The organism is Agrobacterium sp. 22094, from assembly GCF_052046015.1.
GTDB lineage: Bacteria > Pseudomonadota > Alphaproteobacteria > Rhizobiales > Rhizobiaceae > Agrobacterium > Agrobacterium cavarae.
Genome location: NZ_JBQEPX010000007.1, coordinates 17,648 through 34,406, shown reverse-complemented (window position 1 = coordinate 34,406; position 16,759 = coordinate 17,648). Strand labels below are relative to the sequence as shown.

13 protein-coding genes and 1 pseudogene are annotated in these 16,759 nt (G+C 55.7%); 5 read left to right on the top strand and 9 right to left on the bottom strand.

Features of this window, described 5'->3' with window-relative positions; genetic code table 11:
• The first annotated feature begins 1 nt into the window (after position 1).
• A complete protein-coding gene (locus ACTJK5_RS21455) occupies positions 2–2,044 on the top strand; it encodes an SUMF1/EgtB/PvdO family nonheme iron enzyme (protein ID WP_296020256.1) in 2,043 nt (680 codons plus the stop codon).
• Between the two features lie 195 nt (positions 2,045–2,239).
• Here ACTJK5_RS21455 and ACTJK5_RS21450 read toward each other — a convergent pair whose 3' ends face one another.
• On the bottom strand, positions 2,240–3,184 hold the full coding sequence (locus ACTJK5_RS21450) for a LysR family transcriptional regulator (RefSeq protein WP_296020253.1): 945 nt from the start codon (positions 3,182–3,184) through the stop codon (positions 2,240–2,242).
• A gap of 61 nt (positions 3,185–3,245) precedes the next feature.
• Between ACTJK5_RS21450 and ACTJK5_RS21445 the strand changes: the two genes are divergently transcribed.
• Positions 3,246–4,169, top strand: coding sequence for an SDR family NAD(P)-dependent oxidoreductase (locus ACTJK5_RS21445; RefSeq protein ID WP_440613182.1), 924 nt, complete (start codon positions 3,246–3,248; stop codon positions 4,167–4,169).
• Positions 4,170–4,233: 64 nt separating this feature from the next.
• Here the strand turns inward: ACTJK5_RS21445 and ACTJK5_RS21440 are convergent.
• Positions 4,234–4,679 (bottom strand): annotated as a pseudogene (locus tag ACTJK5_RS21440) (carboxymuconolactone decarboxylase family protein).
• A 94-nt stretch (positions 4,680–4,773) separates the two neighbouring features.
• Positions 4,774–5,169, bottom strand: coding sequence for a cupin domain-containing protein (locus ACTJK5_RS21435; RefSeq protein ID WP_296020266.1), 396 nt, complete (start codon positions 5,167–5,169; stop codon positions 4,774–4,776).
• A gap of 636 nt (positions 5,170–5,805) precedes the next feature.
• Here ACTJK5_RS21435 and ACTJK5_RS21430 point away from each other — a divergent pair.
• Positions 5,806–6,009 carry an alpha-hydroxy-acid oxidizing protein gene (locus tag ACTJK5_RS21430; protein ID WP_440613264.1) on the top strand — a complete coding sequence of 68 codons (204 nt, stop codon included), beginning with the start codon at positions 5,806–5,808 and terminating at the stop codon, positions 6,007–6,009.
• Positions 6,010–6,317: 308 nt separating this feature from the next.
• Here the strand turns inward: ACTJK5_RS21430 and ACTJK5_RS21425 are convergent, their stop codons facing one another.
• The gene (locus ACTJK5_RS21425; protein ID WP_440613263.1) at positions 6,318–7,223 is read right to left on the bottom strand and encodes a diguanylate cyclase domain-containing protein; all 906 of its coding nucleotides are present in this window, start codon (positions 7,221–7,223) and stop codon (positions 6,318–6,320) included.
• Between the two features lie 483 nt (positions 7,224–7,706).
• Here ACTJK5_RS21425 and ACTJK5_RS21420 point away from each other — a divergent pair, with 483 nt between their 5' ends.
• Positions 7,707–7,961, top strand: a complete 255-nt coding sequence (locus ACTJK5_RS21420; RefSeq protein WP_440613181.1) for a type II toxin-antitoxin system Phd/YefM family antitoxin — start codon at positions 7,707–7,709, stop codon at positions 7,959–7,961.
• Positions 7,958–8,380: a type II toxin-antitoxin system VapC family toxin gene (locus ACTJK5_RS21415; protein WP_144622943.1), complete on the top strand. Its 423-nt coding sequence runs from the start codon at positions 7,958–7,960 to the stop codon at positions 8,378–8,380. Before ACTJK5_RS21420 ends, ACTJK5_RS21415 begins: the two co-directional genes overlap by 4 nt.
• 160 nt (positions 8,381–8,540) lie before the next feature.
• Here the strand turns inward: ACTJK5_RS21415 and ACTJK5_RS21410 are convergent, their stop codons facing one another.
• From ACTJK5_RS21410 to ACTJK5_RS21390, 5 genes are all read right to left on the bottom strand, one after another.
• Positions 8,541–10,901: a hypothetical protein gene (locus ACTJK5_RS21410; protein WP_440613180.1), complete on the bottom strand. Its 2,361-nt coding sequence runs from the start codon at positions 10,899–10,901 to the stop codon at positions 8,541–8,543.
• A 147-nt stretch (positions 10,902–11,048) separates the two neighbouring features.
• Positions 11,049–11,627 carry a PIN domain-containing protein gene (locus ACTJK5_RS21405; RefSeq protein WP_440613179.1) on the bottom strand — a complete coding sequence of 193 codons (579 nt, stop codon included), beginning with the start codon at positions 11,625–11,627 and terminating at the stop codon, positions 11,049–11,051.
• Positions 11,617–12,063, bottom strand: a complete 447-nt coding sequence (locus tag ACTJK5_RS21400; protein WP_440613178.1) for a DNA-binding protein — start codon at positions 12,061–12,063, stop codon at positions 11,617–11,619. Before ACTJK5_RS21400 ends, ACTJK5_RS21405 begins: the two co-directional genes overlap by 11 nt.
• Positions 12,064–12,248: 185 nt before the next feature.
• Complete coding sequence (locus ACTJK5_RS21395) at positions 12,249–14,345, bottom strand: sensor histidine kinase (RefSeq protein ID WP_440613177.1); 2,097 nt, start codon at positions 14,343–14,345, stop codon at positions 12,249–12,251.
• Between the two features lie 255 nt (positions 14,346–14,600).
• Positions 14,601–16,556: an autotransporter domain-containing protein gene (locus ACTJK5_RS21390; protein ID WP_440613176.1), complete on the bottom strand. Its 1,956-nt coding sequence runs from the start codon at positions 16,554–16,556 to the stop codon at positions 14,601–14,603.
• Positions 16,557–16,759 lie beyond the last annotated feature (203 nt).

Below are 16,759 nucleotides of genomic sequence, written 5' to 3'. Positions count from 1 at the left end.
TATGACCGATACAAAAGACGACAAAGCCTCTTTACGCGCGAAACTGCTGATAAACACGAAAGCCTTCGGGGAGGAGCCGCTTCTATCGTTGCCGAATGGCGCAGTCGCGACCCTTGAGCAAGGCTATATCCCATTGCTCGTGAACTTCAGCTTTGAAGACAAGGCCGCGAAGGGCTTACGCAAATTGAAGGATCAAGCCGAGCCCGAGCCTGCCGTCTATTTCTCTGCGCTGGAACTTGTGCGCGATAACGCGACACTTGCGCTGATCGGCGAGACGGGGAGCGGCAAGAGCACGTTCGCCAAGCATCTGGCCTTCTCCCTTGCCCAAGGCGACATCCCGAAAAATGATGTTGTCCGTAACGATCAGGGCGCGGTTCACCCTGAAGAATGGGGCATAGGGAAAGTCCTGCCGATTTTCGTCAAGGTCACGGCAGGCTTGAGTTTTTACACTCAGCTTGCTCACGCCGCGCCGGATTTGAGCGCCTTGCAGGAACCGGATGAGGCACTGCTCATCATTCTCGATGGTGTAGAGGCGGCAGGGCGGGAAGCGTCTGTCATTCTGGAAGACGCAGCCGCTTTTCAGCTGCATAATCCGAAGACGCGCATTCTCGCATTGATCGAATCGCAGGCTGCAAAACGCATCTCGCTTCCCTCGGTATTTGCCCGCCACGAACTGCTTCCCTTTCTCAAGACTCAGAGACTTCAGGCTGTGACCCGCTTCACCGGATGTGCTCCGGCTGGAAATGCAAGCGTGCTATCAAAAGGGGCGGCCAACCCTGCTCAGTTCGTCATGGCAATGAAGGGCGGCGGGCAAGAGGATACAACTGAAGGCATCGTTGATCGTTGGCTCGAAAAGCTCACAGAGGACGAAAAGACCGCAGATTTACTGTGCGGTCTGGCTTACGACTCCGTGGCTGGCCACTCAGATGATGGAGGCCTTTTCCCGGTTGTTCGCGCCAGACAATTGCTCGCCGCACGATATCTCGCCGAGAAGGCGCCCGAGATCGCCGCCTCGCAGTTCACTAAGGACCCTGATCTGTGGACGCCGGTCGTTCTAAGCCTTGCGGCGCGTCTCAATGCAAAATTCACGAGTGGCAGTCTTATCGAAGCCTTGGTCGCCAGTGGCGATCTCCGCGGTGTGCTTTTGTCAGCCGGATTGCTGAGTGGGCAGAGCCCGTTGCAACAGAAGATCATGCCGCATCTTCTCGATATCATCGAGCGGGGTCTTCTCAGCGCGGCAGAGCGGGAGGTGGCAGGCCGCATCGTTTCGCGTTGGGGCGATACCCGGGATCTAGAAGCTTTGGCGGACGTTCCGGGCGGCACATTCACCTTCGGCTCTTCAACGCATCCAAACTCCGCTCCGCCACACTGCGTCGAGGTGGCGGGATTCAAGATCGGTCTTTATCCCGTTACGAACCGTGCCTATGCGGGCTTCATAGAAGAGACCGGGCGCCTGTGGCAAAGCCAAGATCGCTCCAACGCGGAGAGGCAATCGGCCCCGGCAACGGATTTGACGTGGCGCGATGCGCGAGCTTACTGCGATTGGCTCACCGGAAAGTGGCGATCTCATGGGCGTATCGGGACCGACGAGATCGTGCGCCTTCCAACCGAACCTGAGTGGGAACGTGCCGCGCGGGGCGACCAGATGGAAGAAGGGGCGGCGGTCGTCTATCCGTGGGGCCATCTCTGGGCAGATGACGTCGCCAACTCCGAAGAAACCGGTTTCAACGATACCTGTACTGTAGGTCTTTTTCCAAAAGGCCGCTCGCCATATGGCTGTTACGACATGGCTGGCCAAGTGTGGGAATGGTGTACCACCTTATGGGGCGATGATATGGCGACGCCGAGCTTCCGATATCCGTATTGGTTAAATGATGGGCGCGAGGACCGCGACGCCGCTCCATCCATCAGGCGGGTGTTGCGAGGCGGGTGCTTTTCCAGCGGAAAGCTGAAAGCGTGCTGCACCTATCGCGGCAGTCTGGAGCCGGACGGTTTCTGGCGCGGCAACGGCTTTCGCATTGTCGTCAGCAACAAGAGCCATTAGCGGTCCGCACCCAACGGAAACTATGTTAAGAGATGAGCGGAAAGTACCCTCCACGGGTCGTTTGCTCAACTTCCTTCGGTGGGAATCGCCGGCACGCGTGAACTACGGCGTCACCACTTCCTAGATTAAGCAGACGAGTGTGCGGTTCTTCGCGCCCTCAAGGTGCGCAGGAACGTGTCGACGGTTCATATCCCATCAAGAGCTTAAATCTGACTGCGAGGATCTCAGAAAATCTAGAAACGCGCGCATACCCGTACCGAGGTGGCGATGTCTCGGGTAGTACAGGCAGAGGCCAGGATAGGGCGGCGTCCAGTCGGCAAGCACCTGCCGCAGTCTTCCGTCCGCGAGTGCGTCAGCCGCCATCCACCGCGTCACATAGGCAAGCCCGCAACCGTCCAAAGCCGGCGCAAGGAGAAGTCTAGACTGGTCGACGACGAGGTTGCCGGTTGTCGCCACGACGACATTTTCGCCGCGCCGCTGAAACTCCCAGCGGTAGATCGACCCGCCTGCCATGCGGAGCTGGATGCATTGGTGAAGTGCTAGGTCGGACGGACTCTCCACGGGTGGCGCATTGTCGAGATACGCGGGCGATGCCACCACTATGTGTTGCTGGTCCGGACCGATCGGGATGGCAACCATCTCTCCAGGAACCAGTTCGGCCGCGCGGACGCCGCAATCGAATCCTCCTTCAGCGATATCGACCAGTCTTCCCTCGGACCGGATCTCAAACCGCATCGCGGGCTGCAGCTTCATGAAGCGGGTCAACAGCGGCATTAGCACCTGCTCGGCGGCGTTGGCGTCGCAGTTGATCCGCACAAGCCCGGACGGCGAGGCGGCCTGGTCGTGAAGCTCCTCAACGGCCCGTCCTATTTCCCCGATCGCGGGCAAAAGCCGCTCGGCAAGCCTTCGGCCCGGTTCAGTCAGCGATACGTTCCGCGTCGAACGGTGGAAGAGCTTTACCTTGAGACGTCTCTCGAGTCCGGCGACTGCATGGCTCAACGCCGACGCCGTCTGGCCCAGAACTCGGGACGCAGCGCGAAAACCTCCGTGCTCGGCGACGGCAAGGAAGGCCGCTAGCTCGCCAGGAGGGAGCAAGCCCACTGTTCGAATTATCTCATCATTGCGTATAACGGTGGTCATCTAGTTCATGAATGCCATGCGCTTATCTTCGGGACAAGTCGATTACTGAAGGAGTACAACCATGACTTTACCGATACAGTTCGGCTTTTCATCTACGGCCGCCGACGTTCTGGACGGCGTCGACCTCGCCAGCCGGAACGTCATCGTAACCGGTGGCGCCGCTGGCATCGGGCTGGAGACGAGCCGCGCTCTGACGGCCGCGGGAGCTGCTGTGACGATTGCAGCCCGCCGCCCGGATGAGGCGGAGAAGGCAGTCGCTGAGCTGAAAAAGAGTATGCCCGAGGCTCAACTGCGCGTTCGGCGCCTCGACCTCGCGGATCTGTCTTCCGTGCAGCAATTCTCGGAGAACTGGAACGAGCCTTTGCATTTTCTCATCAACAATGCGGGCGTCATGGCCATTCCGGAATTGCAGCGGACTGCGCAAGGGCGGGAGATGCAGTTTGCCACGAACTATCTGGGGCATTTCGCGCTGACCCTTGGCCTGCGGCCGCATCTGGCCAAGGCAAATGGTGCCCGTGTCGTTTCCGTCGCCTCGACCGGCAACCTGTTCGCGCCCGTGTTCTGGGACGATCCGGACTTCCGCTTCATTCCATACGATCCGCTGCTTGCTTATGGGCAATCGAAGACAGCCTGCATCCTGCTGTCCGTTGGGATCACCAAGAACTGGGTCCGCGACGGGATAACGTCCAACGCGCTCAATCCCGGAGCGATTGCCACGGGGCTCCAGAAGCACACCGGAGGCCTGCGAACCCCCGAGCATTTGCGCAAGACAATAGAGCAGGGGGCAGCCACGTCGGTGCTGCTGGCGGGTTCGCCGCTCGTTGAAGGCATTTCCGGTCGATATTTCGACGATTGCCAGGAGGCCTCGGTCGTTGACGAGCGGGGACCTGGGCCCTTCAAAGGCGTGGCGAGATACGCGGTTGATGAGGACAACGCGGTCCGGCTCTGGGAGATGGCGACGCGGTTACTGGGATTGCCTCTGTGAGCGGAACACCCTGTCGACCTGTCCGGAACGGCAGGGTGCTTGTCGAGCGATGACCGGACGCTGATCAGGCCTTGGCCGCCACCGGACGCCGGAATGGCGCGCCCAAGCGGTTGAAGGCGTTCATCGCGGCGATCGTGATTGTCAGATCGACGAGATCCTTCGGTTCGAAGGCTGTCGCGGCCGCGGCATAAGCCTCGTTCGAGGCGTGGGTCTGGCTGACGTTGGTCACCTCCTCGGCCCAGGCGAGAGCGGCACGTTCTTGGTCGCTGAACAGGTGAGGCACCTCGTCCCACACCGGGACGAGGTGATTTTATTGACGAACATCATCTTGCGCAGATCGCGACGATGCATGTCGATGCAATGGGCGCAGCCGTTGATCTGCGACACGCGCAGGAAGACGAGATGAATCAGCTCTTCAGGCAGGTTCGTCTTCTTGGTGACGTAGTGATGGACGTCGAAGAGCGCCTTTGCGCCGTCGGGGGCGACTTCGGACCAGTTCATGCGGGTCATATCGTTTTCCTTTCTCGTGGACACGGTTCTCCGTTCGCCGGGTAAACCGTCGTTGCTTGTGCAGTAGTCGAGGAGGTAGATCTGGTAGCTAGCGCTACGGCTTGCGCGGCGTCGTCAGGGCGTCGTCATCGGTGTCGACTACGAAGACGGCGAGTAGCTTCGCCGGCTCGGTCTTGCTGGCGTTGGCGCTGACGTTGTGGCGGTCGCCCGGCAGCGCGGTGAAGTTCTGCCCGGCGATGAAGGTCTTCGTCTCGCCACCGTTCACGGCGCTTGGGATGGCGCCTTCGAGAACCGTCGCATAGGTCAAGGCGGATTTTGCATGCGTATGAGCCGAACTGTAGCCGCCGGGGCCGTATTCGACGAGGACGCCCTTCACGCTCTTGCCGGAAACGTCCGGGAGGGGATGCTCGTAAACCAGCGTCACCTTTGCATTCTTCGTGTGGTACGCAAGTCCAGGCTTGACGACGTCATGAGCGGAAGCTGTGGCCAGAGAGACCGCAAGTGCCGTAGCGGGATAGAAGGGCAGAGCTTGTCAGGTCTGCGGGTTGATCGTGAGCTACTACACTGCTGTTTTCACCTTGTGCAGACCCACACTTTTGCAGCGAGACGAAAGAAGATATGCGAGGACAACAGCATTCCGAAATTCGAGGCGGTCCTCTTATGATTGACGAGGCACCGACGAACGCGATTAAGAACTGGGATTCTAAGTCTCTGACAACCTGAAGAGTCTGGATGAGATCGACGTAAAACAACAGCGCTGTCGTAAGTTCGATTCGGCTCAAGGCGAAATGCCCATAGCGGCAACGCGATGCGGGCCATCGACGGGCGGTTGCTGAGGTTAAGATGGAGCCTCTTCTCTCGGTAGGGAAGACCTCCATAATATTCCAAAAATGCGGTTGAGGGTGCGTGGGAGCGGACAAGATATCCAGTTCCGCTTCATGAATGCACTAGCCGATATCACCGGGAGCGGGAGAATGGTGCATCATAGTCATCACCTACCACGAAAACAAGCCGCCTTCCAAGCGCTGCCCAGACCGTGACATATATAACCATGAATCCACGGGTTTCGTTCCCCGAAATATCGCCGGTGTGATCGTCACCATGTTGCCGCGAGCTTTACCGATCGATCTTCGATCGCATCAATTTACAGCCCAAACGGCTGACCGATGTCGAAAGAAGAGACCTATCGATCGAACTGTCCGAAAGAATCAGTCGGTCAATTATGGTCGCGGCTAACGGCCTCAACGGCTGCTTCTGGTCGGACGGCGAAGTAGCGTTGGCTTGCGCTGCAGAAAAGGCTGGCGTTCCCTTTCCGCCTTTCATCGCTTGACACAGATGCATTGACGCAGGTGCAGATGGCGTGTTCGCGGTGATAAACTCTCTCTACAAGAAACTCCGGCACCTCATGACCGACAAGCAGTCGCTTGTCGAGCTTGAGAAATATCAGAGAGCCAGCCTTGGCGATGTCCACGAGAGTCGGTCAGCACGCAGATCAATGGGGATCAACTCAGTCGCAGACATCCACAGAAAACGTTCTTATTGCGTTTCTTTCGAACGTGCTAATTGTTGGCGCAGAAACACGCAAAGATAAGACGATTATGTGTGAGGTAAGCGCGGATAATTAGGCATTAGCGACGCTCAAACCTGCGCTTGGGAAATCACGTAGCGGTTGCGCCCGTCACTCTTGGCCTGGTAGAGCGCGGCGTCTGCGCGAAGTAACATATCGCTGGCACTTTCTCCTGGGCGGGCGATTGCAACACCTGCAGAGCAACTGTAACGGAAGGCCGGTCTATCGGCGAATGGCGAGCGATCTGCTAGCGATGCCAAGAGTTGCTGAAGCGCACTTTCTGCACTCAACATTCGCGAACCACGCAGCACCAACAAGAACTCCTCTCCACCGATCCGCCCCACAAGATCATCGCGGTTTGAAACTGCAGATAGCTTCGAGGCGAAGTGCTTCAAAACCTCATCGCCGTAAGCATGCCCGAATCGATCATTGACAGCCTTAAAGTGGTCAATGTCCAAGATGATGACGGCAAGCGCCTCTGCCTTGTTTGGCCCAAGTATCTGGTTGAGTCCTTCCATCGCGAAACGTCGGTTACCCAGTCCCGTCAGTTCGTCGCTCAAAGCTGCTTTCATCGCCCCGTCGCGTTCCTGGCGGAGATCGCGCAGTTCGACACTGAGTTCGGATATATCGGTGACGACGCAGAGCATCCACCCGCCGGCGACGGTCGTCTCCGTTGTTAACACCCAGCGTCCGTCCTTAAGTACCGTTTCGATCGTACGGAAGGGAAGCTTTCCGCGCCGCGACTTCGCTGAACGCAGCCATAATTCGAAATCTGACGTCTCGATAGACGTGCCTGTCGCCGAGCGGTACCCGTTCCTCATCAGTTCCAACCAGCTCGGGAACTCACCGACCTCCATGCCAAGGGCTGCCCGAAAGGCGTTGTTGGCGAAGCGCAACACATCATCGCTGTCGAACAAGGCGTAGCCCTGTTGCGAACATGCCAAGAGTGCCATTAGCTCATTGGTGAAAACGGTCATGTTGCCAAGGACGCCGTCATGCGAGTCCGTGGCTTCTTCGAATTGCTCTTTTGGCATAACACCCAAATCAATCTCTCTGCCAAACATAGTGGAGGAATTACCGGTCAATTATGATCGTAAATATCGAGAATACCGCATCATCAATACTAACTAATTTAGAGGTACATTTAGAATCAATATTTTATGTTGTTTGTCATGAACATAACAGAATGAATTACTGTTAATGAGCCACTATGTACTCCTGAAACTTTAAAATTTCGGTTTTAGCGTCTCAATTTACGCTTCTGGTGGGGGGAGAGCGCTCTCCGTCCCTTCGTGCGACACGCAACAGCACTTGCAACCCTTTACAGCTTTTGTAGCGAAAATCTCGGATTCGATACCTTCCAAGAGCTAAAACCTGAAGAAGAACCTAATTTCCCACGGGACATTGCGTATTGAGGGCGCGAGTCATATATGTAGGTACGTTTCTACATGGAGTTTCGTATGGGTACCATCAGGTTGACTAGCCGCGAATTGAACCACGATGTCGGCAGAGCAAAGAAGGCTGCTGAGGCTGGACCTGTCGTTATTACTGATCGGGGCAGGCCATCGCACGTCTTGATGACTTACAGTGAGTTTGAGCGTCTGACAGGGAAACGCCATAATCTTGTCGATACGCTATCAATGCCGGGTTTGTCGGCCATCGATTTCGATCCTCCTCGATCGAGCATAGCAGCCCGCGAAATTGATCTGTCTTGAAATATTTGCTCGATACAAACGTTGTTTCCGAACTCAGAAAGGTGGGCGACGGTAAAGCCGATCCGAACGTAACTGCTTGGATAGTTGCGCACGATGCCCGTGATATGTGCATCTCTGCGATAACAGTTTTAGAGCTTGAGCGCGGGATACTCAGCATTCAGCGCCGCGACGTTGCGCAGGGCTCTCGTTTACGCGCATGGATGGATGGCCGTGTTCGTCCAGAGTTTGCTGAGCGTACCATTGTAATCGATGATGCGGTTGCTACTCGTTGCGCCCATTTGCACATACCAGATCGCCGTAATGAAGCTGATGCAATCATTGCGGCCACGGCGCTCGTCCACGGGCTGGCGGTGGTGACGCGGAACATTCAGGATTTCCAGGGAACAGGGGTAGTCCTTGTGGACCCGTGGAACGTCTGAGACCAGGACCGCAGGGGCCCGGATCGTCGCGGCGAGGTGGGCAGTAACTGACGTGTCGCCGGTTCATATCCCTTCAAGGCGGAAGCGACCGGCAGGGCCCAGACGGACGCGGAAGTTATTGGCATCTCCCTGCAATATGCTAAGCGAAATTTCCAGCTCACTAGGCTGCCTCCCACACCTGGTTTAGGATCCGCGCTGCCAATGCTGCTTTGTCCTGCGGCAGAAAGCGTCCGTAGTGTTGCTGCACGACGTCTGGCGTGTCCTGGATGGCATAACTTGCCTGCTCGTAGGATCCTGTCTGCTTTAGGATGTGTGTGGCGAGGACGTCTCGGACATTGTGGGGGCCATGCGGTAGCAGACCTTTAATCGCGCCGCGGCCGGTATATGGATTGTATATGCCGTAGCGCTGAATCGCCAACCGCCAAGCCTCGTAGAATGTTGTCTGATTGTACGCCGCATCGATGCTGGTCGTTTTGACGGTTTTGACGAAAAGCGTGCCGGGATCGGGTGCACACCCCAAGAGTACCTTCCGATGCCGCTCGATATAGGCATTGAGATAAGTGTAGAGATCAAGAAGATCCGGCAGCACCAGACGAAACGGCTTCTGCCCGAAAAAAGATGAGCCCGAGTTCTTGAACGCGTTGGACGGGATGAAGACCTCCCACCCACGCTCTCGTTCGTTCCAACGCAGTTCGCCGCGCTTCGTGTCTTCGAGCCGGCGTTCTGCCGTCGGGAATTGTCCGCGCGGGCAGAGCAGCAATTGCCGAAGGTTTTTCTGCCTGAGGCCGAGATGTAAGCCAAGCCTTAGCATCAGGAACGAACGGACGGCCTCAGCGGCTGCTCTCGGGTAACGGTGCTCATCGGGCATTCGCTTCAAGATCTCCTCGGTGATCTTGCGATATTCAGCGAGCGGGCTATCTGCCTCCAGCACGCACATGATAGGCTCGAACGGATCGCGGTGGACCCGCATCACCCGCTGGATTTCTTTTGATCGATTGGCTGCATGGCGATGGAAGTCCTCGCACGCACTGTGCCAATCTCGACGAGCAGCTGCAATCTCGTCTGTCGTGATCAGTCCTTCGATCGGCTTCACGTTGCGCAACAGTTCGGGATGTTGGCGGATCCAGCCGACTTGAGCGCGAGTGAGGGCCATGGCCACCATCAGCATGTCTTCCTCCCATTTGGTGAAGAAGCCGCGGCGGCGCTCCCGCCATTGCAAATACCAGTCCCACACGCCAGGGAAGATCAGGAGACCGAAGGTGAGTTGGCTGAGCGGCACGCCTCGACCTTTGACAACCCCGTTCGGGGACGCCGCAAGTGCCCCAAACATCAGCCCGAGATGTTCGATCTTCTGGCTGGCTGTCTCCTCATTCCAGACGCCATTCCTGCGGTAGCCTATCTCGGTCAGTGTCGACGTCTTGAAGCGGATCAGGTCCGCCATCTCCATCGCAAGCCGAGGGGGTGCATCAACGACACCGGAGAGCAGATCTGGATCCTCGAGCGCCTCGGTCGACAGCCCTTTTTCGTCCTCATCTCGCAGCCAGCTAGAAGCCGCTAGTCGAGGAGTGAGTGCACTCCCGCCATATGTGACCCCAGGGAACCGGATCGCGTAGCGCTGCTTCGTCGCTGCCGCCTGGAACCGTCTGTAATCCGTCGACCCCGAGATGATGACGCGCCGGACCCATTCGAGGATCTCTTCGCGCTTTGAAAAAGGCAGGCTGCCGAAGTCGTCGGGAAGATGCCAGGCAAGCCGGCGCCGTTCCGCCGGACTGATGTCTTGCAGATCGTGGCCATACAGCGATCTGGATTGATGTGGCAGTTTCGCTTTGAAGTAGCCTCGCTCCAAGCCATATTTACGCTCGATCCGGCAAAGGATATCGAAGCTTGCCACCGAGCGAGGCACACGCTGGCCCTCAATCCACGACAGCAAGGTCTTCGCGTCAAAGGTTTCGTCTAGCCGAACGACCGCCCGGTGGAGTTGCCAGTAACTCTCGCCAAAGCGGCGCATTTGATAGGCGAGTGCATCGGCGAATGAACTCGGGTCTTCGTTCACCTCGAACAATGGTTCTGGTTTGTCAGAAGCTGGCCTCGGCTTAGGGCCGGGGCGACCAGGGGAGGGCGAGTTCTCGACCTCTTCGACTTCGTGATGCTGGTTCGTTGGGGAGGGGGCAAACTTTCGCGGGGCAGCGGCTTTCGGCGCCGCTTGCAGTCTTCTGCCTTTTCGGGCGTCGTCTTCTACAGGCGGCTCCTTCAGCCAACGCATGATCGCATCCAGCGCTGGTCGCAGTTGCTTCTTCAACGTTATCGTTAGCGCTTCATCGATCCCACAATCGTGTGCGATCTGCCGCCAGTCATACCGGTTACTCACAAGCGCAGGTGTCTTTCGAAAAGTGATCAAACCCAGAAGGTACGGCCGAATGTTCTCTACGACCCAATCCGGCGCGACGGGCGCAATACGGACATCACAGTAGGTCGAAATCTTTTTCTGAAAATGAAGTCTGGAAAGGTCTTCGTTTGGCATGTGTCATTCCGCAGTTTCTCGGGGCCTCAGGCCGAGGGCGTGCGGAATTAGGGGCAGATAGTTAAGAATCCGTGAAGCTGGCGAGGGCGACGATAACCCTGGGAAGCCATCGGACGTTCTCGTCAATTTTTCGAGGATTGCGCCGGCTTACTTCAATCCGGTTATGTTCCGGCGGAGCACCCCTGAAAACTTCTTCAACCCGCCTTGTTGAAGCACGTCGATGAACGCCTCAACCGATGGGATTGTCCTACGCAGATTATGCTTCGCACTTCTAACACTGGAGATGAGGGCTTCCGGAAACGCCGCATGGAGATCGGTTAGGAAATCATCTGGCGACTTGCTGGTCACATCATGGGCGACAAGGTTTCTAGCGGGAAAGTCCTTCAGGTTCCAGGTAACAATGACGGAGGCTTTGCCCGCGATGGCTGCCGCGAGGACATGTCGATCGTCGGGATCCGGTAGCGTGAGATCCGCAATAAGCGGGTGATGGTCCGCCACCGCTGCCTCTGGGAGGACCGCGTTCATCCGGTCGCGCGTGGCTTCCAGGCGTTCGATCGATAAACCTGGTGTGTTGGCGGCGAGATTGCGAATCCACTCATCATGTATATCGTCGGTCCAGCGCGCTTCGACGAGACCGTCGAAGGCGCACTGGATAAGGATGTTGCGCAGGTGGAAGGGGTAGAGGACGCAGGCATCGTAGACCGCGACGGGCGGATCAGAGGCCATAGGTCTCGATCAGGTCCTCTGTGTCCTCGGCTAACGCTTCCATCGCCGTTTGTCGTTTGTCGAGCTTCGACTTCAACGCGAGCACATCCTTAAAGAGGGCGCGGCGGTGTTTGCCGACGTAGCGGAATGGCAGATCGCCCCGGTCCATGCGCAAGACGACGAGCGGGCGGGAGATGCCGAGAATGGCTGAAATTTCGCTCGGGCTCAGTTCCTGGTCCTCGGCCAGCACGGCAACGCGCTCTCCGCGCAGCATGTGCGCCAGAAGGGCTTCAACAGCCGCGGCGGCCGAGGGCGGGATCGGAAGCGTCTGCTCCTTGCCACCTGCATCCCGAACGTGGAGTTCCAGCCTGTCGCCTGCAACCAGCTTTGGCAAGGGCGTTGCTATTTTTCGGTCGCGATCTGACAGTCTGGCGAAATGAACAATCTGGCTGGCCATGACGATATCTCCTTAGTCGCCAATATAGCGAATAAGGCCTCTAACTGCAATAACTGAAAGTGCGGGTTGGTTGCAATGGTGTAATGGGGGTGGTTTTCGGAACGCTGGTTCGATTCCCATCAAGGCGATAAAAATCCCCGCGTACGGCGTCACGATTACGATGTCCGGTATAGGAAGTTAGCAGCTTAACCGATGTCTTTAGCGACACTGAGCGGAAGAAGGACCGTTGCCTGCGTTCCGCCTTGGGGCACGCTGTTAAAGCTTATTCGGCCACTGTGTAAGTCCACAGCGCGCTGGACTAGATAAAGACCCGTTCCTGTGCCATCGATATGTGATACGCGCTCGCTGCGTGTTCCCTTTTGCGAAAGAGACTTCATGTCTTCGCCTTGTATCCCGATCCCCTCGTCTGTAATTTCTATCTTTAGTTCGTTGTTTGATATGGTAACAGCCAACCAGACGGAAGAAGCGCCGATAGGCGCAGAGAATTTTACAGCGTTTTCCAACAGATTTATGATCGCCAGTTTTAATATTTCTCCGTCTGCGAAAATTTTGGCCTGCTCCGCCTCAGGACTCACGGAGGCAATAATTGATGCCCCCTGAATGAGATCTCGCAAACTGGCCACGGCGGCTGAAATGAGTTCACCCACGACGATTTGTTCAAACGACGGACTGTAGGCAAGTCCTTGAACTCTGCTTCTTGCAAGGTTCACCTCAAGAAGCTCGACTAATCGGAAAATCCCAGTACTTGCTCTGTCAAGACGTTGTCTGTTGCGTTCATCGCGTTCGGGAAGAGTCTGCCGCACACTTTCCAGGTTAGTCTTAATTATACCCAACGGCGTTCTATACTGGTGTGAGATGACCTCCATAAAGCGGACTTGCTGCTCTTGTGCTTCCAGTTCAGTGAGCAAAGCTCTCTCAGCAATGAGTTTCGCCGCCTCCAATTCCTTTGTTCGTTCTTTGACCAATTCTTTTGCGCGTTGCTCTGCATTATAAGCTGAGTGCATAGCTCTACGGTCGGCTTCGCGTGCAAAAGCTTCAGCATTTCGCAAGCGTACCGCCAGCGAGCCTGTCAACAGAGTAAAATAGATAATGCTCGTGACCGCGTAAGAGTTCGCCACCCAGCTCGGTAGCGAAAAAAGGCCGTATCGCTGGCCGTTTGTTGCAGCTAGTCCGCCCCACAATATCGCGAAGGCCGAAAAATTAAGTGCTTGTTGGGCCGATGGTCTTTTGAGGAAATCGAGTGTTGCAACTAAGACAGCTGAAGATGTCAGCAAAAAAATCGTCGGACCTGCAATTAAAACGAAGTGACGGTTTACACCTAGGAAGACGCATGCCACCCCAACCACCCCAAGGCAAGCCGCAAAAATAAAGAATTTGTGTAAAACCTGGTACCGCTCACGTAATGCCAATATTGACGCGATGGACATCGAGCCGGCGGCAAGTCCGAGCCAGGACGACGAACTTGTGAAATAGTCATTTCCAAGTCCGCCCTGATCAAAAAAGGCTATGCGCGCGAAACCCAAACTCCCAAAATATGTGCAACAAACCGCGAAGATGTCCGCAGCGAGTAAAATATAGAATCGCTTTCTGTCGAAATAGTAGAAGAAGAACTGGATTACTAAGAGGATAGTCATTCCCCCGAACCACGCGCCCTGCATCGCATTTTGTGTAAGAGACCAATGCCTGTAATAATGGGGAGATATCAATTCTAACGAGACGTTCAAGCTTGCGTCTTGATTTCGAGCACGGACATATACGGTGGTCGTCTGACCAGGCAACAGTTGCAATGGAACCACGTTCGTCGAGGTGTCGAAGCCGGCCTCGGAGTTGGGAGCGTGATCCCCCATTTCATAACTCCTCAGCTCCTGCCCTGACGCCTTGTCTCTCACGTTATTAACGAAGACCGTCAGCTCATCGGTGAAGTTTGGCTTGATTGATAGCAGCAGGTCTCTTGGAGCCTTAGAGCCCACGGGAACGTAAACGCGAAAGCGCAGCCAGACGTAGGTTTGCACAAAGCCAAGATTTAAGTCGTGTCCAGGTATGCGGTGGAAACGCGTCTTGAGCCGAAAAACGTCCCGTAGCTCAAGACGTTCATTGGTGGTAGCAACGTCGATAAAACCGTCCAGCGAGACCGCGCCGTCGACCGGCGAATTGAGGCTAAGTAGCGGTGCAGATGATCGCTCAGCTTCAGCGGAAATTGAGGTGGCACTTATAACGAGCGAAAGCGCCGTGACCAGGAATAGATAAACCAAATGCGTCGACTTGATAATTTTGACACCCAATGCTCTCGTAAAGAGTAGGATGGCGCCCTGGAGCGACCTCGTCCTATAGCTTGTCAAGCTCGATCTCACACGTGTTAGCCTCTCCTAAGGATTGGAGGCGATCCCGAGTTCGGACTAGGGCTTTGCCCTCCGGGCAACTTGCTGCGGTTACACTCGACGGCGCACGCTCTTCGATGACACGTATCTCGGTAATCTAGATTCCCCAAGGCGCGGGTTCGCCTTGAGGACGCTTAGCGGATCCGACGAAACTCACTCTTAAAATTTTACCGTATAATTGGTCCGAACCCATACATCTGGATCTTGGCCTTGCGTAGTAATATTTACCATAACCGAAGCAGTGCCTGGGCCAACTTCGAACTCGGCGCCGACACCTCCCCGAACCCAAAACTGCTTCAGGTCTCGTCCAGAGAGAGTAAAGCTGTTGATTCCGATTAATGTCCCGGTGCCTGCAGCGGACTGATCTTCAAATTGATAGTCGGCTTCTGCTTTAGCAAGGATCCGTACCTCGTCTGAAAGTGGATGAACGAAATCAGCACCTATCCGGGCAATTGTCGAGTGGTCTTTGCTCTCATCGTAGCTCACAGGAAAGGACCCACCTGTTTCGGTGTAGGCATCAACCGTCGTATGGGCATAGGACAAACCTAGATATGGCGTAATGTTCGTATTGCTAACAATAAAGGCGTTCAACCAGTCGAAACGGAATTTTGCGCCCCAGGTCTGCGCGTCGGTAGCTCCGCTGGAATAGTCCAGTGAACCACCGTTGAGATACCCTCGACTGGAATCAATCGCTGAACGGCCCCAATATCCGCCGACAGTCAGGTAAAGGTCTCGGCCGACATCCACCGACATTTCGGGAGAAATGTAGAAACCTCGCTGTATGACGGAACCGCCTTTATCTAGATCTTGATCTGTAAACGTGCCCCCGACCGAAAGACGCGCTGTTACGCCATCAGCGAGGCCGTAGCCTAGACCGAATTCGCCTAGAGCCAAACCACCCGCTGCGGCGTCGTTGTTGTCGTAACCACTATCGACCGTACCCCAAGCTGAGCGTTGCCCTTCAGAAAGAAGATTTCGCATTGGGTTGCCCTGTGCTCCAAACATGATCGTGTTAGCGCCAGACACGCTGTTTTGCACGATAATTGTGTTGGCCGCAGCCACAGTGGGAAAGAACTCTTCTTCTTGAATGATGCCGCTGGAATCATTTCCGCTACCCACACGGGCAAGGTAGGTTTTCTCATTCTGTGTTTGACCAACAACGATGTTTCCATCGTCTGATACCGAGAGCGCGTTAGCCGTCTCGTAGGTTACATTTACCCCAGCATTTGCGAGCCATTGCTCGATAGACAACATTTCCCCGCTGTTCTCAGTCCAACGAAACCCGCGTCTGGCGCCTTCCGAGTCACCGGAAGTCCCGACAACATAATTGCCATTCGAGCTGACGAAGTTAGCGATCGAGTAAGCGCCCCCAAGGGTTCCTAAATCCGTCGTCGTACCCACAGCAGCGGGATCGGACTTCGCCACGTAACGAATTGCATGGGCGCCGCCCGGGACCAAGCTATAACCCACCAGAACGCTGCCATCCGCTGACATTGATTTAAGGACGGTATTGCTGTCCGTATTTAAGCCGGGAATTTCGATGAGGCCGCCTGCTTCAGTCCACCTGAATGCAATCTGCGGATTGGAAATAGTAGCTCCCTGGCCCGCGACTACATCTCCGTTGGCGCTTACTAGCGTTGCAACAGAGTGATTGAACAGTCCAGGATCAACCTCTAAGAACTTCTGCGAAGCGAGGTTCCAAACTGCAGCATGAACGTTTTGAGTGACGTCTCTGGCAAATGAACCGACAACAGTAGTACCGTCGCGGCTGATATTCTCAGCAGTCGAGATCGCTAAAGGCTGCGAACCCCTCGAATAGTCCGCTAGGATCTTTAGATATCCGTGGTCGAAGACCATCCCCTGGCCTTGATAGGTGTGTCCGACCGCGACGCCGGTGTCAGATATCGCGGAGAGACTAAACGTATCCGGAACCGCGTATCCGGATCCGTCTTGGCCATCGGTGCTGGAGATCGAGAGTTTGTAAATTTTGTCGACCTGGTCATAGTAGACCCCGGCAAAGTATGTGCCTTTGCTACTCAGTACAGCACTGTCAAAATTATATCCATAGACTGGAGATTTGATTATACGGCTGGATCCAGTGGCGGTATCAACCAACCGAAAATAATAACCTGTGCTATCGTCTACGGCCTCAAGGTATGTGTTGCCGTCTGTGCTCAGCCCAACTGGTATGTTCCCAACTGGAGCAGCAAACGCGCCTCCAGTAACGAAACTCGCCAGTATGGCGAACACGGAAACTTTAGATCGCAGTAGACGCGATATTGCCCTCGAATTTAACATGAACTTGCCTCGTCTGAGTT